Source organism: Mycobacterium sp. E342, assembly GCF_001667665.1.
Classification (GTDB): domain Bacteria; phylum Actinomycetota; class Actinomycetes; order Mycobacteriales; family Mycobacteriaceae; genus Mycobacterium.
The window spans coordinates 20,300-41,876 of sequence record NZ_LZJM01000245.1; the positions used below are offsets into that span (position 1 = coordinate 20,300).

The window sequence follows — 21,577 nt, forward strand, 5'->3', positions numbered from 1 at the left end:
ATGTCCAAGAAAGCGTTTCCGATCAACCGGGTCAGAATCGAACCGCCGAAACCCGTTCGGGTAGCGCCGAGTGCGCCTATCGCCCTGCCCGAGCGCGAGCCCCGCAACATCTGGGTGATGATCGGGGTGCCGGCGTTGATCGTCGCGCTGATCGGCACCATCGTCATGCTCTACGTGTCCGGCGTGCGCAGCCTGTCGACGGGGTTCTTCCCCTTGATGGGCATCGGCGCGTTCAGCATGCTGGCGTTCTCCGGACGCTTCGGGCGGGCTCGCAAGATCACTTGGGGCGAAATGGAAAAGGGCCGCCGCCGCTACCTGCGCGACCTGGACTCCAACCGTGACGAGATTCAGACCGCGGTGTGCGCGCAGCGCGAATGGCAGCACGCGGTGCACTCCGATCCGCGTGGGCTGGGGGCGATCATCGGCGGCCCGCGGATGTGGGAGCGCGGCCGCGGCGACGCGGATTTCTTGGAGGTGCGGCTGGGCACCGGCGTGCAGCACGCCCCGGACTCCGTCTTGTCGGTGACGTGGCCGGACATCGCCTCCGACGAGGAACTTGAACCCGTCACCGGGCAGGCGCTGCGCGATTTCATCTTGGAGCAGCGCAAGATTCGCGACATCGCCAAGGTGGTCAACCTGCGGTCGGCGCCGGGCTTCAGCTTCGTCGGCGAAGACCTGGACCGGCTGCGCTCGCTGATGCGGTCGGTGTTGTGCTCGCTCGCGGTGTTTCACAACCCGCGCGACGTGAAACTGATGGTCGTCACCCGCAACCCCGAGGTGTGGTCGTGGATGGTGTGGTTGCCGCACAACCTGCACGACGAGCTGTTCGACGCCTGCGGCTGGCGACGCCTGATCTTCGCCACCCCGGAAGAGCTGGAGGAGACCCTCGGCGCCGAGCTGCATATGAAGGGCAAGCGTGGCGCGTGGACACCGCTGGCGGCGGCCAGCCCGACCGCGATGGGTTCGGCGCTCGAGACCGGCGGCGACTCCGTCGATCTGGGACCGCACCTGGTGATCGTCGACGACAACACCGGCAGCCCCGACGCGTGGGAGAGCGTGGTCGGGCAGGTCGGAAAGGCGGGAATCACCCTGCTGCGCCTCGCCTCTCGCATCGGCACCGGCGTGGGCTTCGCTCAGGACCAGGTCTTCGAGATGGGCGAGCGGCACACCACACCGGTCAACGGCAACGTCAAATTCGGCTGGAACGGCTCAGACGCCGACGGCGAAGACGGGCGCCCGGCGCCGCTGTTACGGGTGCGCGGCAAGTTCTTCGCGCACGCCGACCAGCTGTCGATCCATCGCGCCTACCGGTACGCCCGGGCGATGGCGCGGTGGTCACCGACCAGCCGCAGCGAGATCACCGATTCGACCGGCGGCGCGGCCGAACTGTTGCGCGGACTCGGCATCATCGATCCCCGCGAACTGGACGTCGACCGGTTGTGGGCCGAGCGGCGCGGCCGCGGCGACGAGCGGTGGTGCGAGATCCCGGTCGGCGCGAAACCCACCGGCGAGCTACAGAACATCATCATCCGCGCGAAAGACTTCGGCGGCTTCGGTTTTCACTCCGTGGTCATCGGCACCAGTGGTTCGGGAAAGTCGGAGTTCTTCCTGTCGCTCGTCTACGGCATCGCGCTGACGCACTCGCCGGAGACGTTCAACGTCATCTTCGTCGACATGAAGTTCGAATCGGCGGCGCAGGACATCCTGGGCATCCCGCACGTGGTGGCCGCCCTGTCGAACCTGGGCAAGGACGAGCGGCATCTGGCGGAGCGGATGCGCAGGGTCATCGACGGCGAGATCAAGCAGCGCTATGAGCTGTTCACGTCGGTGGGCGCGCGCGACGCCAACGACTACGAAGAGATCCGGCTCGCCGGCCGGGACCTACCGCCGGTGCCCGTCCTGCTCGTCATCGTCGACGAGTACCTCGAACTCTTTGCCAATCACGAGAAGTGGATCAACCTGATCATCCACATCGGCCAGGAAGGCCGCGGCGCCAACGTGTTCTTCATGCTGGGTGGTCAGCGGCTGGACCTGTCCTCGTTGCAGAAGGTCAAGTCCAACATCGCGTTTCGGATAGCGCTGCGCGCCGAGTCCGGTGACGACAGCCGCGAGGTGATCGGTTCCGACGCCGCCTATCACCTGCCGTCGAAAGAGAACGGCTTCGCGCTGCTGAAGGTGGGGCCGCGCGACCTCGAACCGTTCCGCTGCTTCTACCTCTCGGCTCCCTTCGTGGTCCCGAAGGGCAAGGAGGTCGCTACCACCGTCGACATGACCCTGACCAAGCCGCGCCTCTACAACTGGCAGTACCAGCCGCTGGACGCCGCCGACGCCGCGGCGCTGGAGGCCGCGGCCGCCGTCGACACCGAGCCCGACGAATTCCTCTACCACGACGACGGTTTCAAGCGGAAGAAGATCGTCGACGTGCTGCGGGAATCGTTGCAGCATGTCCCGCACCGGTCGCCGCGGCGGCCCTGGCTCGAGCCGCTGGAGGACCCCGAGCCGGTCGACGTCCTGGTGTCGGCCTACCGCGGCAAGCCCTGGCATGTGGACTACGGCCAGAACGCGGGCCTGATGTTTCCGGTGGGCGTGATGGACATCCCCGAGGAGTCCAAGCAGGTCGTGCACGCGATCGACGCGCTGCGCAGCAACGTGATCGTGGTGGGTGCCAAGCAGCGGGGCAAGACGACCACGCTGATGACGCTGATGTGCTCGGCGGCGGCGATGTACAGCCCGGCGCGCGTGACGTTCTTCTGCATCGGCGGTGCCACCCTGGCGCAGGCGGCGTCGTTGCCACACGTCACCGACATCGTGTCACCGAAGGATGCCGAGGGCATCGAGCGCATCCTGAGCAGCATGGACGCGTTGATCGACGCGCGCGAGAATTCGTTCCGGCGCTTGAAGATCGACCTCGACGGCTTCCGCGAACGCCGGTTCGCGCCGGGCAGCGACGGGCTGGGCGGTACCGACGCCAACGACCCCTTCGGCGACGTGTTCGTGGTGGTGGACGACTACGACGACGTGTACTCGAAGGACACCGTCTTGGGGGATCGCATCATCTCGCTGAGCAGCCGCGGCCCCGAGTACGGGGTCCACGTGATGTGCAGTGCCGGCGGCTGGATTCACGGGCAGCGGCAGAGCCTGTTGCAAAATGCCACGGCGCGAATCCAATTGCGACTGGCCGACCCGAGTGAAAGCCAGATGGGGCACTCGTCGCTCGAGTCGCGTGACGCCGCGCGGCGGACGCTGAACCGGCCGGGCTTCGGTCTGACCGACAGCCTGCACGAGCTGCGGGTCGGCATCCCGGCCCTGACCGAAGCCGCGACCGGGGCACTGGTTAGCATCGTCGACGTCGGCGCGCGGATCGCCGACGTGGCGGGCGTGACCAAACACGCGACGTTGCAGCGGCTTCCGCAGCGGGTGGAGCTGCGGGCGATCCTCGAATACGAGGCAGCGCATCCCAGTGGGGACGACCTGTCGATCGCCTTCGCCATCGGTGAGCGACACGAACTGGGCCCGGTTCCGCTCAAGCTCCGGGAGAGCCCGGGGCTGATGATCCTGGGCCGGCAGGGTTGCGGCAAGACGCTGTCGCTGGTGTCGATCGGCGAGGCGATCATGAGCCGGTTCAGCCCCGAGGAAGCGCAGCTGACGCTCATCGACCCCAAGACCGCGCCGCATGGGCTGCGGGACCTAAGCGGGCCGGGCTATGTGCGCGCGTACGCCTATGACCAAGACGAGATCGACGAGGTGGTAACCCAACTTGCGCAGCAGATCTTGCTGCCCCGGCTACCGCCCAAAGGCTTGAGTCAGGAGGAGCTGCGTGCGCTCAAGCCGTGGGAGGGTGCGCGGCATTTCGTGCTCATCGACGATGTCCAAGACCTCCGACCCGATCAGAGTTACCCACCCAAACCCCCGGTGGGGGCGGCGTTGTGGAAGCTGATGGAACGGGCCCGGCAGATCGGCCTGCACGTGTTCACCACCCGCAACAGTGCGAACTGGGCGACGCTGCAGATGGATCCGTGGATGAGGTTCCAGAACTCGGCGAAGGTCGCGCAGCTCTATATGGACAACGACCCGCAGAACCGGATCAACCGCGCGGTGCGCGCTCAAGCGTTGCCGCCGGGACGCGGCCTGATGGTCAGCGCCGACGGCGACGTGGAAGGGGTGCTGGTCGGGTTGCCGTCGACCGTCACCATCCCGCAGCAGTAGCGGCCGGAACTGGCGGCGCCGCAACGGGTTCCACAGCGGCATCAGCCCGGCGGGGGAGGGTGCGCGGCCACCAGAACCAACGGCCCAGCAGCGCCACGATGGACGGCACGATGAACGCCCGCACGACCAGGGTGTCCAACAACAGCCCCACCGCAATGGTGGTGCCGATCTGGGCGATGCTCAGCACGCTGCTGCTGAGCAACGCCAGCATGGTCAGCCCGAAGACGATGCCGGCGACGGTGACCACACCGCCGGTGCCGCCGAACGCGCGAATGATGCCGGTCCGCAGGCCCGCTGCGGCTTCCTGTTTGATGCGCAACGCCAGCAGCAGGTTGTAGTCCGCCCCGACGGCGATCAGCGCGATGAACGCGATCGGCGCGACCGCCCAGTGCAGATCGTGGTGCAACGCGTGCTGCCAGATCAGCACGCTGGCGCCCACGGCCGATGCGTAGGAGGTGACGACGGTCCCGACGACGACCAGGCCGGCGACCGGGCTGCGCAGCATCGCCGTGACGATCGCGAAGATCAGCACCAACGCGGCGCCCACGAGCAGCTTGACGTCCCCGGCGACGAAGCGCTGCAGGTCGGCGGTCACCGGGCCGACGCCGGCGAGGTCGACCTCGGTGGGGGTCAGAGTGCCTTCCTTGGTGGCCTCCTTGATGGCGGCCCGCACCTGGTCCGCCCGCTTGGCCCCGTCAGCACCCCACTCCGCGCCGTCGCCGTAGACCAACAGGTAAGCGGCACGGCCGTTCTGGGAAATCAGCTGGGCCAGCGCGGCGGCGTAGCGCGGATCGGTCAGCGCCCGCTGGGGCAGGTAGAAGTCGGCCGCCGCGCTGCCCCGGAACTGCGTCGCGATCTCGTCCAGGTAGTCGGTGAACTGCCGCAACTGGGGCCCGAGCGTGTCGCTCAGGCTGAGCAGGTCGTGGGTGGCCGAACGCGCCTGTGCCAGCGCGCCTTTCATGGACGCCACACTCTGCGGCAGACCGGATATCGCAGTGGCGGCCGTGCTCGAGCCGCTGGTCAGTTCCGCGGCGCCGGCGCGCAGGCGGCTCGAGGTCTGCACCAGGCCGTCGACCGGCTGGAGCACGCGGTCCACCGTCGAGCAGATCGGGTTGGCGGCGCAGTCGGGGGTTTGCCCGACGAAGTCCCGGAGCGGGTCGAGGTAAGCCGACACGGTCGTGACGTTGCGCTGCAATCCGTCCATCCCGGCGCGCATGTCTTGCGCGGCGCCGGACACCTCGGCCAGTCCGGCACCGCCACCGCGCAATCCGTTGCCGAGGCCCTCCACCGCACGCTGGGTCTGCGCCAGCGCGTCGTCGAGTTCGGAGACCCGCCCGAGGCGCTGGGTCAGCGAATCCATGGTGTCCCCGAACTGGCGGCCGAGCACGCCGGCCTGATAGCTCAGCGTGGCCTGGTCGGGCACCGTGCCGTCGGGGCGGCTGGCGGACTGCACCGCACGCACGCCCGGTACAGCCATGATGTGGCGGGTGATTCGCTCGATGGCGATCAGGCCGGCCGGGTTGCGCAGGTCGTGGTCGGCTTGGATCGCGATGACGTCGGGCAGCAGTGCGTTGGCCGCGAAATGGCGTTCGGCGGTGACGTATCCGCGATTGGAGTCGGTGGCCGACGGCGTGGCGGCGGGTTCGTTGAAGCCGATCCGCATGCTCGCCAGCGGTAGCGCGGCCAGCAGCGTCAACGCGCCCGCCGTGACCAGGATCGGCCCCGGCCACCTGGCGACGGCCGTCCCGACGCGGCGCCAGCGCCGAGCCGTGCGCGACGGGCGCGGTTCGAGATAGCCCCGGCGTATGGCCAGGCTCATCAGGGCCGGCGTCAGGGTCAGCGCGGCGAGCATGGTCGCCAGAATGCCGATGGCACAGGGCAGCCCGGCGCTGCGGAACGAACCCACCTGGGCGAACACCAGGCAGGCCAGCGCCACCGACACGGTCAGTGCCGACCCGATCACGACGGGCGCGATGGAACGGTAGGCCTCCGCCAGTGCCCGGGGTGGTGGGACGCCGTGGCGGCGCCCCTCCTGGTAGCGGCCGACCAGGAAGATCGCGTAATCGGTGCCCGCGCCGAGCGTCATGGCCGCCATGAGCGCCACCGAAAACAGCGATACCTCAACCACATCCGCCTGTCCGAGGGCCGCGACGACGGCGCGGGCCAGCGCGAGCGCCAGGCCGACGGAGATCAGCGGAATCACGGCCGCGATCGGCGATCGGTATACGACCAGCAGCAGAAGCAGAATGAGGCCGATGGTGGCGGCGGTGATGCCGAGCATCTGTCGATCGATCGCGGAGAACTCATCGACGATCGTCGCGCCGGGCCCGGTGACATGGACTTCCAGGCCGGCCGGCAGTGAGAGGCTCCGCACGGTGGCGCGGACGGCGTTGACCGAATCGCGCGCCTGGGCCGTGCCGAGCATGCCGGCCAGCCGCACCATGACGCTGACGGCCCGCCCGTCCCGACTCTGCGCGCCGGCGGCCGTGGTGGGCTGCGACCACAGGTCGGTCACCGCGTACACGTGACGCCGGTCGGAACTCAGGGCCGCCGTCATCGCGTCATAGAACCGGCGGTCGCCCGCCGTCAGCGTCTGATCGCGTTCCAGCACAACGTATACGAAGTTGTTGCTCGGCGTCTGACCGAACAACTCGGCAGCCCGCGACGCGGCGACCGCGCTGGGTGCGTCGGTGGGCATGAACGACCGGGCGTGCGAGTCGACGACCCGCTCCAGTTGCGGGACAACCACATTGGCGGCCGCCGCCGCCAGAACCCACAGGCCGACGATCAGAACCGCGTAGCGGCCGGTGAGCCGCGTCAGCATTCCCCGTCCGTCATGCAACGGTCTGCCGATCACCGGACGGCCCACCGAAGAGGCCCACGGCGACGTGCTCGCCCCGGGACAGGGAACGGAGCCGCAGCGATTGCCGCGAGCCGATCCGCACCAGGGCGTGCAGGCCGGGCTCGGCGGCCTCGAGATCGGCCCGCACCTGCTCGGCCGCCACGCCCTCGTGTGCGGCCTGGTCCAGCTTGGCCACCAGCATGGTGATCCAACGCTGTCCCAGCGAAAGCAGCAGGCCCTCGTCGTCGCCGAACAGCCTGGGCACCTCGGGTGAGGCGGCGACCGACGCGAGCGCCGCCTCGGGATCGGTCTCGGCGGCTTTGATCACTTCGGCCATGAAGGCCATCCGGTCGTGCAGCAGTGTCCATGTCATGACTGGAACGTTAGGAAGGCGACCGGGTGGTGCGCGTCGTGCCGAGGTGGAGTCTTTGTCTCCTACCACGGTAGGAGGCGATTGCCCGCCCACGGCATGGTGTGCGCTGGTGTCGCGCTCTTCTACGATTGGACGATGTTGCGTGCCGCAACGAGATACGTGCGGGAACAGCTTCGCCGGCGGGGCGAGCTGATTCCCGTCGGTCTGACCTGGGCGTCGTTCATCGCCGTTGATGTGAGCCATGTCGGTGGCGCGGTGATCGCGATCCTGCAGCGCCCCATCGCGGATCTGCCCGTCGGTTTGGCCGCGTTCGCGGTGTCCATCGCGCCGACACTGGTGTTCTTCTTTCTGAACACGAAGCTCAGCCCGGGGCTGATGTGGGCGACCTGGATGACTGCCACCGCCATGATGCTGTTCGGCACGTCGACACCCATTCACGCGGATTTCGCCCCGGCGCTGCTGGTGCTGCTGGTGTTGTCTATCGCCACGTTGAGCTCCATTGCGGTCGGCCTGTTATCCGCCGCGTCGGTGGCCGCGCTGCTGCTCGCCGCGTCCGCACTGCACCGGCTGGACGCGGTGGGGCTGTACCTGGCTTTCGTCGGGGCGGGGTGGCTCCTCGGTTACGTGATGCGCACCCAACGGCTGCTGCTGGCCGAACAGATCGAGGCGCAGAAGTTGTTGGCCGAACACGCGGCGGCCGACGAGCGGCGGCGCATCGCCCGCGAAGTGCACGACGTCATCGCCCACTCGCTGAGCATCACCCTGCTGCATGTGACCGGCGCGCGCCGAGGGCTGCAGCAGGACCGCGACGTCGATGACGCGGTCGAGGCGCTGGAACAGGCCGAACGCCTGGGCCGGCAGGCGATGGCCGACATCCGGCGGACCGTCGGGCTGCTGGACGGCTCCCCGACGAAAGCCGCGCAGACGACGCCCGAACCCGGCATCGATGACGTCGGCGGGCTCGTCGCGGACTTTCAGCGCGCCGGGCTGAACCTCACGCTGCGCGCCGAGGGGCCCACCGACCGCGTGTCGGCGGCCGTCGGCTTGGCGCTGTATCGCATCACCCAGGAATCGCTGGCGAATATCGCCAAACACGCCCCCGACTCGAAATCGACGGTGGTGCTTCATGTCTCAGCGGCCTCGGCCAGCCTCGCGGTCGAGAATCGATTGCCGGTGGCGATCGCCGCCCCGCTGTCCGCTGAGGGGCGCGGGTTGCGCGGCATGCGCCAGCGCGTCGAGCTGCTGGGCGGGGCTATCGACGTCGGCCCGACGCCGGAGGGATGGTCGGTGCGCGCCGACATACCGCTGCACGAGGGCGACGCGGGCTGGCGGCCGTGGTGGTGCAAGGCGTGATCCCAAATATGCCCGAGCCGCACGAGATCACCGTCCTCCTCGTCGACGACCAGGACCTGGTGCGGTCGGGGCTGCGCCGGATCCTGCGCCGCAAGGACGGGTTCGTCATCGTCGCGGAATGCTCCGATGGTGACGAGGTGCCCGCCGCGGTGGCCGAACACCGGCCCGACGTCGTCGTGATGGATCTGCGCATGCGGCGGGTCGACGGGATCGAGGCGACGCGCAGGCTCGGCGGGACACCGCCGGTGTTGGCGCTGACCACATTCAACGAGGACGAGTTGCTGTCCGAGGCACTGCGCGCCGGGGCGGCCGGCTTCGTGCTCAAGGACTCCTCCGCCGAGGAACTGATCCGCGCCGTGCGGGCGGTCGCCCGGGGCGACAGCTACCTCGACCCGGCCGTCACCGCGCGTGTGTTGACCACCTATCGCAAAGCCGCGCCCGGGCCCCGCGGCACCGCGATCGCCGAGTTGACCACCCGCGAGCTCGACGTGCTGACGTTGATGGGCCGGGGTTTCTCCAACGCCGAGATCGCCGACGAACTCTGTATTTCCGGCGTGACCGTCAAGAGCCACATCGGCCGGATCTTCGGGAAACTCGACCTGCGGGACCGCGCGGCGGCGATCGTCTACGCCTACGACAACGGCATCGTCGTCCCGCGCTGACGGGGTCTCAGCGAATCACAGAGGCGCGCCCTGCTCGGCGAGGTTGAGCAAGAAGTACGCCATGCACATCAGGAAGTTCAACACCACCAGGACCAGCCCGGCGAACATCAGCGAGCGGGTGCCTTGTCGCTTCAGCCGCTTGTAGCGGGCGGCGCGCGTTTCCCGGTCGATTCGCAGCGCGATCAACGCGAATTTGACATCCATCGCTTCATGGGCAGCCAGCGGCGCCCCTGCCAGCATCTCCTGCAGCCGGTCGGGCGCCGTTCGGACGCCGACCCGCTCGAAGCTCTGGCACATTCGCCGCGCGCGTCTTCGCGCGAGTGGTTGGTATCGCATCTGTAGCTGATGCGCGAGTCGCCCTCGGTCGTCCCCCCACGGGTTTGACGGGGTCATCACGAAACGGATTCTAAATCGCATCGGACCGATTACGGCGTGTCTAACACGAATTCTGTCGCCGGCGATGCGGCCGCGCCGCCGCGCACTTGCTCGGACAGGGGCAGGTCGAGATAGCGCTCGAGGTTGCGGTGCATGTTGATGACCCGGCGCTCCTCGCTGGACAGCACCAAGTGGGTGAAACCCGGTTGATGCATGCCGCGCTGGAGTCCGGCGAGTATCTGGATGTCCTGGGTGAGCACCACGCCCGGCTCGGCCTCACCGGCGCTCATCCGCACATCGGTCGGCTTGGCCCGCGCGGCACCCGGCGGCATCCGCGTCATCAAGAACATCACCAGCTCGCCTTGATCGGGGGTGGCGGCGGGATCGCGCCGGGGCCGTGAACACATGACGGTGAGGTGGTCGGCGTTGGCCAGCAGCGTCATGTTGGGGAAGACGTTGTACTGGTGCAGCCGGGTGACGCGGTCGGTGTCGGCCCAGTCCAGGTCCACCCCGCGCGAGACGGCGAACGCCCGGGTGTGCGCAGCGATCAGATCCTGGACGGTCTGCCCGTCCCGTCGTTCGTCCGCGGGGAAGGGGGTGCCTTCGCCGGCCCCCATGAGAGCGCCCTGCGTGTAAACGTAAGCGTCCCAGACCTCTTCGTCGCTCAGCGCGCCGCCGAAGCGTGGGCTCGGCACACCGTAGGGTTGGTCGGATTTGCCGGTATGCCCCCAGATCTGTTGGGGAGCATGGACGTCATCGACACAGCGGAGCAGTTCGGGGTGCAGAGTCTGGATGTGGTAGGTCTCGCTGTAGCCGTCGGCGATCGTCTTCCAATTGGCGTCGACCTCGACGGTCAGCGTGGCGTAGCAGTGAAAGTCGCTCAGCCGGCACCAGGCGATATCGTCGGGCACCGCCTCCAGGTAGTCGAGCAGCGGCACCGCGTCGAGGTCGAGATTGATGAAGACGATCCCCTCCCACGTGTCCACCCGGGCCGGCACCAGCGGGAAGTCGGACAACTTGAGCGACCCGAAACCCTTTCGGTCGGGCACCCGCTTGAGCGCGCCGGCCAGGTCCCACGTCCACCCGTGATACCCGCACTTGAGTTCCTGCAGCCCCGAGCCCGAGCCCACACACACGGAGTTGCCGCGGTGGCGGCAGGCGTTCTGGAAGGCGCGCAGCACCCCGTCGTCGCCGCGGACGATCAGCACGCCGTACGGTCCGCACCGGTGCTCGAAGTAGTCACCCGGCTCGGCGACGTGGTCGACCATGCACGCGAGTTGCCAGACCTTCGGCCACATCCGCTCGACCTCGAGCGCGGCGAACGCCGGCGAGTAATACCGCTCCGCCGGCACCAACGCGGGCGTCTCCGGCGGGGTGCCGATCGCGTCCTCGTCGCGGCTGCGGGTCGGGTTGCCGGCGGGCGCCTTCATCCCGGAGCCTTAACGCGCCCCACGCACCAGGCGTCCGGGGCGGGCCCCGGTGTCGACGTCGTCGCGCCGGGTGACCGTCCCGCTGACGATGGTGGCCGCATAGCCGCTGGCTCCCTGCAGGATCCGGTTCCCGCCGGCGGGCAGGTCGAAGGCCATCGCCGCGGGGTGCAGCGTCAGGGCGTCCAGGTCGATCACGTTGATGTCGGCCTTCTTGCCGGGCTCGATGGTCCCGCGGTCGGTGAGACCGAAAAGGTGTGCGGTGTCGCGGGACTGCTTGCGGATCACGTACTCCAGCGACAGTTTCTCGCCCCGGCGCCGGTCGCGCGCCCAATGCGTCAGCAGGAAGGTGGGATACGAAGCGTCGCAAATCATTCCGCAGTGGGCGCCGCCGTCGGAAAGCCCGAGCACGCCGGCGGGGTGCAGCAGCATCTCCCGGATCGCGTCGCAGTTGCCGTCGGCGTAGTTGAACAGCGGCAGCATCAGCATCGAGGTGGCGTCCGACTCGAGCATGAGGTCATAGAGGGTGGACAGCGGGTCCTCGCCGCGGGCCTGGGCGATGGCCGCGACGGTGCGGTCCGGGGTGGGCTCGTAGTCGGGTGGATCGCCGAGCGCGTACAGGCGGTGCAGGGAGTGTTGGACCAGGGCGAACATGCCGTCGAACAAGAGGGTGGGGTCGGCGGGCAGGTCCTCCTCGGACAGGATCGCGGCCTTCACCGCGGGATCGGCCAGGCGACGCGCGAGTTCCTCCCGGCCGAGTTCGGCCTTGAGCCGGCGGTAGGTGGGCCGGTGGCTGAAGCCGTGGTGGCCCTGGAACCCGATCATCATGCCGAACGGACGCGCGGCGATCTGGGGGTATAGCCGAGCGCCCGCCGCGTGCGCGTCCGCCGAGAGGTCGAGCATCTCGCGCCACAGCTTCGGGTCGGCGTCGACCTGGATCAGAGCGAACGACACCGGCCGGTCGATCTCGCCGCCCAGTCGCCGCATCCACTCCAATTCCTTCTTGGGCGCGACGATGTCCTCGCCCGCGGCGCCCTGCGGGGCGAGCTCGAACACGGCCTGCCCGCCGGCCGCCATGGCGCGGCCGAGGCCGAACAGCTCTTCTTCGGCGGCGAAGGTGCCGGGTACGGGTTCGCCGTCCATCGCGCGGTGGCCCATCGTGCGCGACGTCGAGAAGCCCAGCGCGCCCGCCTCGATCGCCTCGCGTACCAGCCGGCCCATCGCGGCGATGTCGTCGGGGGTGGCCGGCTCGTTGCGAGCGCCGCGGTCGCCCATCGCGTAGGCGCGGATGGCTCCGTGGGCGACCTGGCTGCCCACGTCGATCGCGAACTTGTGCTCGCCGATGGCGTCGAGGTACTCGGGGTAACTCTCCCAGCCCCAGGTGATGCCCTCGGTGAGGGCGGTGCCGGGAATGTCCTCGACGCCCTCCATCAACTCGATCAGCCACTGCTCGGTTCCGGGACGAACCGGGGCGAACCCGACACCGCAGTTGCCGGTGACCACGGTGGTGACCCCGTGACCGCTCGACGGTTCCAGCAGGCTGTCCCAGCTCACCTGACCGTCGTAGTGGGTGTGGATGTCGACGAAGCCGGGGGCGACCACACGCCCTGTGGCATCAATGGTTTCAGTGGCCTGCGCCGTCTGCAGGCCCCCCGTGTCAGGGTCGCCGTCCCCGGGGCGGACCACGTCGACGATCTTGCCGTCTTTGATCCCGATGTCGGCGCGATAGCGCTGTGCGCCGGTGCCGTCGACGACGGTGCCGCCAATGATCTTCAGGTCGAACACGAGACTCTCCTTGCCGCCATGGGCCGAAGACGCACCAGACGCGTCGGCATTACGCTACGGGAAGTAGCGTAACCCTTACGGCGCCCATGCAACAGGTTCGGCGCAAACTGGGTGGCCTCAGAGCGAACTCTTCAGCGCGGCGACCGTTTCCAGGTCGTCGAGCGCCGCAACGCCGCGGCGCAGCCCTTCCATGGCGATGTCCTCGACTTGCATGCCGCCCATTCCAGCGGTGATCAGGGGAGCGACGTAGGCGTACAGCGCGGCCTGGCGGTAGCGCAGCCACAGGTCGTCGCGGTCGAGTTCGGGTCCGCCCGCCGCGGCGAGCGCGCGGCGGTAGTCGTCGAGCAGTTCCCGCTGGTTCGCCCGGCGATCCTCGGGCGTGAGGCTGGTGATCAGGGTGTAGGCCAGTTCCCGGGCCGGGTGTCCGCGCCGCACCGCCTGCCAGTCCAGCAGACCCGCCTTGCCGCCGTGGAAGTACATGTTGCCCGGATGGGCGTCGCCATGCATGACGGTGTGTGGGGGAGTGTCGATGAGGGCGGCGACCGCACGGTAGTTGTCGGCGATGAATCGGCCGTTCTCCAAAGGGATTTCGGTGCGTTCGGCAAGGCGCCTGATCGAGGCGTGCATCAGCGAGCCGGTCAGCAGGGAGGTGACGTCGCCGGACGGGGTATAGAGCCAGGCCAGCGGGCCGCGCCCGCCGCGGGGCAGTCGGTCCCAGAAGGTGGCGTGCAGGTCGGCCAGCAACTCGACGATCAGGCCGGCCTGCTCCAGGGACAGGGGGTGCAAGGTGTCGGGGAACTCGCACGACTCGGCGGGGAGGTCTTCGAGCACCAGCAGGTAGCGGCCCGTCCATGGATCGAATGCCGCACCGTAGGCATAGGGGACGCCGATGACTTGCGGGGCCAGCTGGTTGTAGAACCGGACCTCCGTGTGTCCGAGCCGGCCCAATTCGCCCATCAACCGGGTGACCGCGGTCGTCGCCGCGAGCTTGACGAACACCGAGCTGGGGACGTTCTTCCCGGTCAACACCAGCCGCGCACGCGCCGACGTGCCGGCGTCGCTGCCGAGGACGCGGGCCGATCTGACGGTGGTGCCCATCACCCGGGACAGCACCGCCGCGTCGATGTCCCGCACCCGGCGGGGCAACCCCAACCGGCCGCCGATCACCGCGTCGGTGGCCACCCGGCGCACGCCGCGGCCCAAGTGAGCCGCCAGGCCTGCGGCCGAAAAAACCTGCGACACAGGACTATTCATGTCCGCTCGATTCCTGGGTGCGGGATGTGCCACCGGGGCGGCGAGCCACCCGGGCGCCGGGGAGTCAGAAAAACGCCGACATCAGACAATACGCCTTTATTGTCTGATCCCTGGCACGAGGGCCCGCACCACGAACTGATCGACGAACTCGCGTTTGTCCGCGGCCGTGCGGTATCGCCAGGACGGCGCCAGGAGGAACAACGTGGTCGCGTGCAGCCACTGGACCACCGACCTCGGATCGAGGTCGGCGTGCAGACGGTCCGCCGACCTCCACCGCTCCAGCAGGGGCTGATAGTGCCGCAACAGCGTGTCGACAATCGGTTCCGAACCCTTTTCCAGGGCCGTCGCCACGGCGGTGCTCTCGGCGGCGAACAGCGCCTCGTTCAGCGGATCGCCGTCCACCGACTCGACGCGGGCCAGCACCATCTCGGGCACGGACCGCACCGGATCGTCCGGGGCGGGCAGCGAGCGCACCAGCTCACCGAGCGCGCGGTCGACCCGCGCCAGGATCAGGCCCAGCAGCACGTCGTCGCGGCCCGGGAAGTAGCGGTAGACCGTGGAACGTGACACCCCCGCCTCGTCGGCCACCTCGCCCATCCGGAACTGGGTGTTCCCGCGTTGCACGATGCAGCGGCCCGCGGCGTCCAGGATGCGCCGGCGCGCCTCCTCGTCGTCGAGGATCGCGCGGTCGTCACCCCACCGACGGCTCGGCTCCACGGGGCAGATGTTACGGGATCGACGGTGCGGAACGGCGAAATCGGTTGCGAATCAAGCGGATCGCCTACGGCTCGGAGTCGACGCCCTACGGCCGCCGTGTGAGGCCGGTCCAGATCATTGCGACACGGGTTCCGTGCGGCGTGCGGTCGATCGCCACTTCATCGGCGAGTGCCCGCATCAGCGGGATACCGCGCCCACGGAGCTGCTGATGGTGCTGAACGGGCACCTTCTCGCGCCAACGGCCGCGATCGTCGACCGTGACTGCCAGGGTGTCGGACTGGTGGTCGTAGGACGCGCTGAGGTCCAGCGTCCCGTGCCGCGCGGCGTCGCAATAGGCGAATTCCGCGGCGTTGGCGATGGCTTCGTTAACGGCCAGCACGACGTCGCTGAACCGGTCGGCACCCAGGGCGAAGTGTGTCTTTAGCCAGACCCCGAAGTCGGCTCGGACCCGCGCAGCGCTGCGCGGGTCGGCGGCGACACGGTGCCGCACGAAGCGGGACCGGTCATCGGGGTTCGACGCGTTGTACGGCTGACGATCAGAGCGCCCCATCGTTTCCAGCTGTGCCCCCATCTGAAAGGTTCACCCAGCAGTAATGCCGCTCAGCGCGTCGTCGAGCGAGCTGTAGAGCGCGAGCACGCTGTCGATTCCCATCAGTTTGATCGGCCGGCTGGTGGCCGAGCCGTTGGCGACGACCGCGAATTGGGTGGGCGGCTCGGTCTCCGCCTGCGCCGTGACCAGGACGGTCATTCCGGCCGACGCCAAGAAGTCCACCTTCGACAGGTCGACGATCAGCGCGGCGGGCTTCGTCGCCAGCGCGGTCTGGATCGCTTCGGCCAGGTGGGGCGAGCTCAGCATGTCCACTTCGCCCGAGACGTTGAGCACGACCGCCTGATCGACCTGCTGCTTTCCTACTGAGAAAGCGGTCGGATCGATTGGATCGCCGGTTAATTCACCCATGGTCTATCACTCACATTCGGTCCCTTGGTGGGACACCCTTAGCTCTCAAATCAGGCTGCCAAGCCCGGGGGCTGCTTGTTCAACCCCACGGAAGGCGCTTGCCGTCGGAGGAGGCACACTCCGTCGATCTGCGCAGCTAGCCACAGATGCAGCCGCAAGTTCTTTATCCGATGGTATGTCACTCGGCGGACCACTCTCAAAACGAGTGAACGATTCGCCACGCCGCACCGTCCTGTGAGTGTGTCCGACGGTCCCCGCAGAAGTTGCGCCTGGCGCCCGCCCATGCGTGAATTAGCTCGACTGAATACCTTTCTGGTTTGGGCCCCGCGGCCTGCGCAAACAGCCGAGGACGGTGGGCGTGGAGTCCGGTGATCGCGGTGGCGAGCAGGACGACCCGACCGACGCCGCCGAGCCCTCCCGCTTCCTCGCCGACGCGCTGTCACGGCGGCGTGCGTTGCTGGGCATGGGGGCGGTGGCCGGCATCGCCGCGGTCGATGTCGGCGGGTTCGCATATGCCGGCGGCTGGCTGCGGCCCGCGGCGCTGACCCCGTCCCGATTCGCCGACCGCTTCGAACACGTCTACGGACGCCACGACGGCTTTCGCCGCAATCACGCCAAGGGCCTCAGCGCGGTGGGAACCTTCGCGAGCACGGGCGCGGGGGCGGCGATCTGCCGGGCCGCGGTCTTCCGGAAGGGCAGCGTGCCGATCATCGGCCGGTTCTCCCTGTCGGGGACCCTGCCGGATCAGGCGGACGCGTCCACCACGGTCCGCGGACTGGGCCTGCTCTTCCAGGGCCCCGAGGGCCAGCAATGGCGCACCGCGATGATCAACATCCCCGTTTTCCCGGACAGCACGCCGCAGGGCTTCTACGACCGGCTCCTGGCGTCCAAGCCGGTGTCCGAGACGGGCAAACCCGACCCGCAGAAGATGGCCGCCTTCCTCGACCGCCACCCCGAGACCGTCGCCGCGATGAAGATCATCAAGCAGGCCGCGCCCAGCGCGGGCTTCGCCGACAGCGCCTTCTACGGCCTCAACGCGTTCCGGTTCACCAACGGCGCCGGGGTGACCGTGCCGGTGCGCTGGGCCGTCGTTCCGCAGGAAGGGGCGACCCCACCGGCCCCCTCGACCGGCAAGGACTACCTGTTCGACGACCTGATCCGCACGCTGGCCCAGCGACCGCTGAGCTGGCGGCTGGTGCTCACGGTCGGAGAACCCGGTGATCCGACGCACGACGCCACCAAACCCTGGCCGCCGTCGCGCCGCACCATCGAGGCCGGCACCATCACCGTCACCGCCGTGCAGACCGAGGCGCCCGGCAACGCCCGCGACATCAACTTCGACCCGACTGTGCTGCCGAACGGGATCACCGCCTCCGACGACCCGTTGCTCGCCGCGAGATCGGCCGTCTACGCCCGCTCGTTCACCCGCCGCGCGGAGGAACCCAAGACACCCAGCGCCGTCGACGTCTCCCGGGTGCTCCGGTGACCCGAGGCAACGCCGCGACGCGTTTCGCGCTCCCGTCCCGCCTGCTGCACTGGCTGATGGCGCCGATGGTGATCGCGCAACTGCTCATCGGCGTCACCATGGTCGCCTCCCTGACCTACTACCCGCTGCTGCTGGCCATCCATCGGCCGCTGGGTGTGCTGATCCTGGCGTTCGCCGTGGTGCGGTTGGCCAATCGGCTCAGGCACCGGCCGCCGCCGTTCCTGTCCACGATGAGCGGCGCGGAACGGCGGATCGCGACGTGGTCGGAGCGCTTGCTCTACGCCCTGCTGCTGGTGCAGCCCCTGACCGGTTGGGCGATGCTGTCGGCGGCGCGGTTTCCCGTCACGCTGGTGGGTCCGCTGCGGCTGCCCGGCATAGCGCCGCACAGCATCGATGCCTTCGCGGTGCTCCGCGAGTGCCACGGCGTGTTCGCGTTCCTGCTGTTCGCGACCTTTACCGCCCACATGTGCGCGGTACTGTTCCACACGCTCGTTCTGCGCGACCGGCTCCTTGATCGCATGGCGCTGTGGCGCGTCAGACCCGCGGCCCCGCAGCCAGACCAAGCCGAGCTGTGACGGCCTGCCTTCAGGGGCTTTGATCGGCCGAATATGATCGGCACGATTATCTCAGGGGTGCGCGGCACCGCGGCACCGCAGCGACGTGACCTTGACGCCGACCACGAAGGAGTGGGGAACTTCCATGCCGAACGAGAAGCAAGCGGAGCGGATGACGTCGGGCAAGGGATTCATCGCGGCGCTCGATCAGAGCGGCGGGTCCACTCCCAAGGCACTGCGCCTCTACGGCATCCAGGACGACGCGTACTCCTCCGAGGAGGAGATGTTCGACCTCATCCATCAGATGCGGTCGCGGATCATCACCTCCCCGGCCTTCACCGGTGACCGCGTGCTGGCCGCGATCCTGTTCGAGCAGACCATGGACCGTGAGATCGAGGGCCGGCCGTCGACCACCTACCTGTGGGAGACCAAGGGCGTGGTGCCCATCCTGAAGATCGACAAGGGCCTGGCCGAGGCGTCCGACGACGTGCAGCTGATGAAGCCGATCCCCGGATTGGACGAGCTGCTGGAGCGCGCCGTGAGCAAGGGTGTGTTCGGCACCAAGGAACGGTCGGTGATCGGCGGCGCCAACCCCGAGGGCATCGCCGCCGTGGTCGCCCAGCAGTTCGAGCTGGCCCATCAGGTGCTCTCGCACGGCCTGGTGCCGATCATCGAGCCCGAAGTCACCATCTCGATCTCGGACAAAGCCGAGGCCGAGTCGATTCTGCGCGACGAGATCACCAAGCAACTCGAGAACGTGCCCGACGGACAGCGCGTGATGCTCAAGCTGAGCCTGCCCAGCGAGGTCAACTTCTACCGTCTCCTGATCGAACACCCGAAGGTGATGCGGGTGGTCGCCCTCTCCGGCGGCTATTCGCGCGAGGAGGCCAACGAGCTGCTGGCGAAGAACGCGGGGTTGATCGCCAGTTTCAGTCGCGCCCTGACCGAGGGGCTGACGGTCGACCAGTCCGACGAACAGTTCAACGCCACGCTCGACAAGGCGATCCAGTCGATCTACGACGCCTCGGTCGCCGGCTGATTCAGTACCGGTGCTGGGCCATGTGCGGGGGCCCGTCGCCGTCGCGTTCGTCCGACACCACCGCGGGCACCATCTCGCTCGTCACCAGCCCGTCGTCGCGCGTCAATTCGTCTATCACGTCGAAGGTTTCGGCGATGTTGGCGGGCGTGTCAACGACGATGGTCACCACCGGAACGTCGCGGCGCAGCGAGAGAAATCTATCTCCATGCGGTCGATGGTCCCCGTGGTATCCCCAAATGCCCCGCAGCACCGTCGCTCCGTCGGGCGCTTCGCGCTGACGCAGCCGCCGCACGATGGCGCGGTGAATGGGCACGCCGTCGTGCAGGGCCGACTCGGAGGTGTAGATCGTCAACTTCTGGAATAGCGGCAAACCGCGTTCGTCAACGCCCGGCAGGGCGTGCGGCCGTTCCAAGAGTTCGCCGCCGCGTTTGCACAGGCGGACCCGCTCCAGCGTGAACATGGGGCTGCGGAGCAACTGTGCCAGCTCCGGCAGAACCCCCGCGATACGCTCGCCCGACCCGACGGCGAGGATCATCATCGGCACGTTGGCGTTCCGGCCGATGAAGCGGGCACGGTGCCGCCGCCCGTGGGTGACGCCGTCGACCCCGAGCAGCACCGACGCGCCGGCTATCCGGCGCCGATGCAGGAGGTCACAGACGGCGACGTAGACCGGGACCCCGTTGACGCGTTCCTTGCGCCCGACGTAGACGGTCAGCTTGACGGCTTCGCGCAATTCGTCCGGCAACCGCACCGGCCCGACATCCTCGCGCAGCAGCCGCGCCCGCTCCAAGGTGACCAGGCCGCGCTGCTTCACGGCCAGTACCGGGTCGAGCAGGGCTTCGATCTTCGCCTTCGTGTCGACCGCGACGATGGCGACCGGCGGGTCTTCCGACAGCGTCAGCGACTCGTCGGTCCGCAGGTGGCGTCCGCTCCCGAAGCCGCCGATGCCGCGCAGGACCACGCCACAGGCAATGCGATGCCGCGCATAGAGGTCGAGCAGGACGTCGGAGACAAACCCTTCGTCGGTTCGCCGACGCTCGGCCAGATAGGTGGTGAGCTTCAGGCAGTCCTCGTCCATGGCGCTCCTAAAGTGTTGCCCTGCAGGAGTCTTCACGCGCCGCTGGCAACGTGCAACCTCTGCGCCCGACGCCATCCTGTCACCCTGCGGTGATCTTACGCGGTGGTGCAGATGCCGAGCTCTCAATATGTTGTGGCCTTGGTCGACATGCCACCTACCCCGAGAGCGCGGAGCCTGACGCCCGTGAGGACACCGTGACGCCGAATGAGCCTTGGCGTGCGCGTTTTTCGCGTATCCCACCCTGCTTCGCAGGCCAGCTGACAGTCAGTTTGCCGGCGTAAACGCAGGACTTGCCCCTACCGCAGGTCGTTACGGCGGCGGTACGCTCCAGGCATGCCGTGTTCAAGCGGCGTGCCCACTGCTGGACTCTTCATCCAGCGACTGTTGGGATCTGGCGGAATGAGCGAGGTTGCAACCTCGCCCAACCTTCCGGGCTGCCCTGCCGCGGAGCGCCCATGATATTGGCCACTGACCCTCTCGTCGACGTCCGCCGCCGACGATTCGTTTCAGTGGCGACTCGGGCGCTGTGGCATCCAAACACATTGCGCGTCGACGATTGAGGCGAGTTCAACGGATAGTCGGGCCTTTCGATCGGTTTCTTCGGCGGAGCCGCCGCGGCGAGCCGGCCGCGGGGCCGTTGCCCGACCGGAACGCCAACGCTCGCTGATCTCGCCGACGCGCCGGAGGGCTTGGTCAGATACCCACGCACGCGGCGTAATTCACGATTCGGAGCCCGTCAAATGACGGCACTACCAGGAATGGAAACTCCTCATGTTCACCCGCATCACCGGCCGCGCCAGCGCTGTCGTCGCCATGAGCGTGGTGCTAACCGGCGGCACGACGCTGCGCGAGGGCGCAGCAGCGGCCGACCCCAACCAGGACGAAATTTTCAAGGCGCTTCTCAACCAAGAAGACATCCCCGCCATCGAGGGCGTCCCAAGCCTGATCGACACCGCCCACAAGATCTGTCTTGTGCTCGATCGCGGCATTCCGGTGAACACCGTCGTGAGCGCAATGTTGAAAAATGCGTACGCCAAGGATCCGGCCGAGCGCCTCTACCCCCCGGCGCGCCTCGAATCCACCATGACCCGATTCATCACCGCGTCAGTGGAGGCCTACTGCCCGCACGATCAAAGCAAGATCGCTCCCATCCTGATAAATCCCGCGCCGGCATCGAATGGGCCGACGCACCCCGCGGCGTACCTGCACGGCGCGGCAAGCGACCCGGGTCAGCAGTTCACCGGCACCGGAGCCGGGGACTTGCCCACCACGGCGCTCGCCTCGGCAATCACGGCGCTTCCCTCCGGAGACATGGTCCCGCCCAGCCCACCGGAGATTCCGCCGCCGCCACCACCACCGGCGCACCTTCAGACTCCGCCGAGCCCGATCGCTGCGCCGATATTCATCGTCGGCCAGCCCCGCACCGGGACCACCATCCTCTACGACCTGCTCGCCCAGGATCGAGGGT

The 21,577-nt window shown here is 68.3% G+C and carries 17 protein-coding genes; 7 read left to right on the forward strand and 10 right to left on the reverse strand.

Features of this window, described 5'->3' with window-relative positions; translation table 11 throughout:
* Nucleotides 1-4,206, forward strand: coding sequence for a type VII secretion protein EccCa (gene eccCa / locus A5692_RS19165; RefSeq protein ID WP_068058668.1), 4,206 nt, complete (start codon nucleotides 1-3; stop codon nucleotides 4,204-4,206).
* Here the strand turns inward: eccCa and A5692_RS19170 are convergent.
* Nucleotides 4,187-7,030 carry an RND family transporter gene (locus A5692_RS19170; RefSeq protein WP_369830307.1) on the reverse strand — a complete coding sequence of 948 codons (2,844 nt, stop codon included), beginning with the start codon at nucleotides 7,028-7,030 and terminating at the stop codon, nucleotides 4,187-4,189. The genes eccCa and A5692_RS19170 overlap by 20 nt on opposite strands.
* A 10-nt stretch (nucleotides 7,031-7,040) precedes the next feature.
* Complete coding sequence (locus A5692_RS19175; protein ID WP_068058669.1) at nucleotides 7,041-7,421, reverse strand: hypothetical protein; 381 nt, start codon at nucleotides 7,419-7,421, stop codon at nucleotides 7,041-7,043.
* 135 nt (nucleotides 7,422-7,556) lie between these two features.
* Between A5692_RS19175 and A5692_RS19180 the strand changes: the two genes are divergently transcribed.
* Both A5692_RS19180 and A5692_RS19185 read left to right on the forward strand, forming a co-directional pair.
* Nucleotides 7,557-8,774 (forward strand): sensor histidine kinase, encoded by a 1,218-nt coding sequence (locus tag A5692_RS19180; protein WP_068058699.1) that lies wholly within the window; start codon nucleotides 7,557-7,559, stop codon nucleotides 8,772-8,774.
* Between the two features lie 8 nt (nucleotides 8,775-8,782).
* Nucleotides 8,783-9,436, forward strand: a complete 654-nt coding sequence (locus tag A5692_RS19185; RefSeq protein ID WP_068058697.1) for a response regulator transcription factor — start codon at nucleotides 8,783-8,785, stop codon at nucleotides 9,434-9,436.
* A gap of 15 nt (nucleotides 9,437-9,451) precedes the next feature.
* Here A5692_RS19185 and A5692_RS19190 read toward each other — a convergent pair whose 3' ends face one another.
* The 7 genes from A5692_RS19190 to A5692_RS19220 all read right to left on the reverse strand — a co-directional run bounded on the left by A5692_RS19190 (nucleotide 9,452) and on the right by A5692_RS19220 (nucleotide 15,952).
* On the reverse strand, nucleotides 9,452-9,733 hold the full coding sequence (locus A5692_RS19190) for a hypothetical protein (RefSeq protein WP_156766168.1): 282 nt from the start codon (nucleotides 9,731-9,733) through the stop codon (nucleotides 9,452-9,454).
* A gap of 128 nt (nucleotides 9,734-9,861) precedes the next feature.
* Nucleotides 9,862-11,241, reverse strand: a complete 1,380-nt coding sequence (locus A5692_RS19195) for an SRPBCC family protein (protein ID WP_068058670.1) — start codon at nucleotides 11,239-11,241, stop codon at nucleotides 9,862-9,864.
* 9 nt (nucleotides 11,242-11,250) lie between these two features.
* Nucleotides 11,251-13,023, reverse strand: coding sequence for an amidohydrolase family protein (locus tag A5692_RS19200; RefSeq protein WP_068058671.1), 1,773 nt, complete (start codon nucleotides 13,021-13,023; stop codon nucleotides 11,251-11,253).
* 117 nt (nucleotides 13,024-13,140) lie between these two features.
* The gene (locus tag A5692_RS19205) at nucleotides 13,141-14,277 is read right to left on the reverse strand and encodes a phosphotransferase (protein ID WP_068058673.1); all 1,137 of its coding nucleotides are present in this window, start codon (nucleotides 14,275-14,277) and stop codon (nucleotides 13,141-13,143) included.
* 96 nt (nucleotides 14,278-14,373) lie between these two features.
* Nucleotides 14,374-14,994, reverse strand: a complete 621-nt coding sequence (locus A5692_RS19210; protein WP_068058675.1) for a TetR/AcrR family transcriptional regulator — start codon at nucleotides 14,992-14,994, stop codon at nucleotides 14,374-14,376.
* Between the two features lie 85 nt (nucleotides 14,995-15,079).
* Nucleotides 15,080-15,544, reverse strand: a complete 465-nt coding sequence (locus A5692_RS19215; RefSeq protein WP_068058703.1) for an ATP-binding protein — start codon at nucleotides 15,542-15,544, stop codon at nucleotides 15,080-15,082.
* A 30-nt stretch (nucleotides 15,545-15,574) separates the two neighbouring features.
* Entirely contained in the window at nucleotides 15,575-15,952 is a 378-nt protein-coding gene (locus tag A5692_RS19220) for an STAS domain-containing protein (protein ID WP_068058677.1), read from the reverse strand.
* Between the two features lie 358 nt (nucleotides 15,953-16,310).
* Between A5692_RS19220 and A5692_RS19225 the strand changes: the two genes are divergently transcribed.
* The 3 genes from A5692_RS19225 (at nucleotide 16,311) to A5692_RS19235 (ending at nucleotide 19,031) form a co-directional block, all read left to right on the forward strand.
* A complete protein-coding gene (locus A5692_RS19225; protein WP_304528614.1) occupies nucleotides 16,311-17,438 on the forward strand; it encodes a catalase family peroxidase in 1,128 nt (375 codons plus the stop codon).
* Nucleotides 17,435-18,013 (forward strand): cytochrome b, encoded by a 579-nt coding sequence (locus tag A5692_RS19230; RefSeq protein ID WP_082962880.1) that lies wholly within the window; start codon nucleotides 17,435-17,437, stop codon nucleotides 18,011-18,013. Before A5692_RS19225 ends, A5692_RS19230 begins: the two co-directional genes overlap by 4 nt.
* A gap of 124 nt (nucleotides 18,014-18,137) precedes the next feature.
* Nucleotides 18,138-19,031, forward strand: coding sequence for a fructose bisphosphate aldolase (locus A5692_RS19235; protein WP_068058679.1), 894 nt, complete (start codon nucleotides 18,138-18,140; stop codon nucleotides 19,029-19,031).
* A 1-nt stretch (nucleotide 19,032) separates the two neighbouring features.
* On the opposite strand, the gene A5692_RS19240 is transcribed toward A5692_RS19235, so the two are convergent.
* Complete coding sequence (locus tag A5692_RS19240; RefSeq protein ID WP_068058681.1) at nucleotides 19,033-20,109, reverse strand: DUF190 domain-containing protein; 1,077 nt, start codon at nucleotides 20,107-20,109, stop codon at nucleotides 19,033-19,035.
* Nucleotides 20,110-20,880: 771 nt separating this feature from the next.
* On the opposite strand from A5692_RS19240, the gene A5692_RS30470 reads away from it, so the two are divergent.
* On the forward strand, nucleotides 20,881-21,577 hold a 697-nt coding region (locus tag A5692_RS30470; protein ID WP_068058683.1), incomplete at its 3' end, for a DUF732 domain-containing protein.

Coding starts and splice junctions, on each gene's coding strand:
- A5692_RS19215 (WP_068058703.1), bottom strand. CDS start 15,544: ATGGGGCGCTCTGATCGTCAGCCGTACAACGCGTCGAACCCCGATGAC.
- A5692_RS19190 (WP_156766168.1), bottom strand. CDS start 9,733: ATGTGCCAGAGCTTCGAGCGGGTCGGCGTCCGAACGGCGCCCGACCGG.
- A5692_RS19240 (WP_068058681.1), bottom strand. CDS start 20,109: ATGGACGAGGACTGCCTGAAGCTCACCACCTATCTGGCCGAGCGTCGG.
- A5692_RS19175 (WP_068058669.1), bottom strand. CDS start 7,421: ATGACATGGACACTGCTGCACGACCGGATGGCCTTCATGGCCGAAGTG.
- A5692_RS19205 (WP_068058673.1), bottom strand. CDS start 14,277: ATGAATAGTCCTGTGTCGCAGGTTTTTTCGGCCGCAGGCCTGGCGGCT.
- A5692_RS19195 (WP_068058670.1), bottom strand. CDS start 11,241: ATGAAGGCGCCCGCCGGCAACCCGACCCGCAGCCGCGACGAGGACGCG.
- A5692_RS19220 (WP_068058677.1), bottom strand. CDS start 15,952: ATGGGTGAATTAACCGGCGATCCAATCGATCCGACCGCTTTCTCAGTA.
- A5692_RS19185 (WP_068058697.1), top strand. CDS start 8,783: ATGCCCGAGCCGCACGAGATCACCGTCCTCCTCGTCGACGACCAGGAC.
- A5692_RS19180 (WP_068058699.1), top strand. CDS start 7,557: ATGTTGCGTGCCGCAACGAGATACGTGCGGGAACAGCTTCGCCGGCGG.
- eccCa (WP_068058668.1), top strand. CDS start 1: ATGTCCAAGAAAGCGTTTCCGATCAACCGGGTCAGAATCGAACCGCCG.
- A5692_RS19235 (WP_068058679.1), top strand. CDS start 18,138: ATGCCGAACGAGAAGCAAGCGGAGCGGATGACGTCGGGCAAGGGATTC.
- A5692_RS19170 (WP_369830307.1), bottom strand. CDS start 7,030: ATGCTGACGCGGCTCACCGGCCGCTACGCGGTTCTGATCGTCGGCCTG.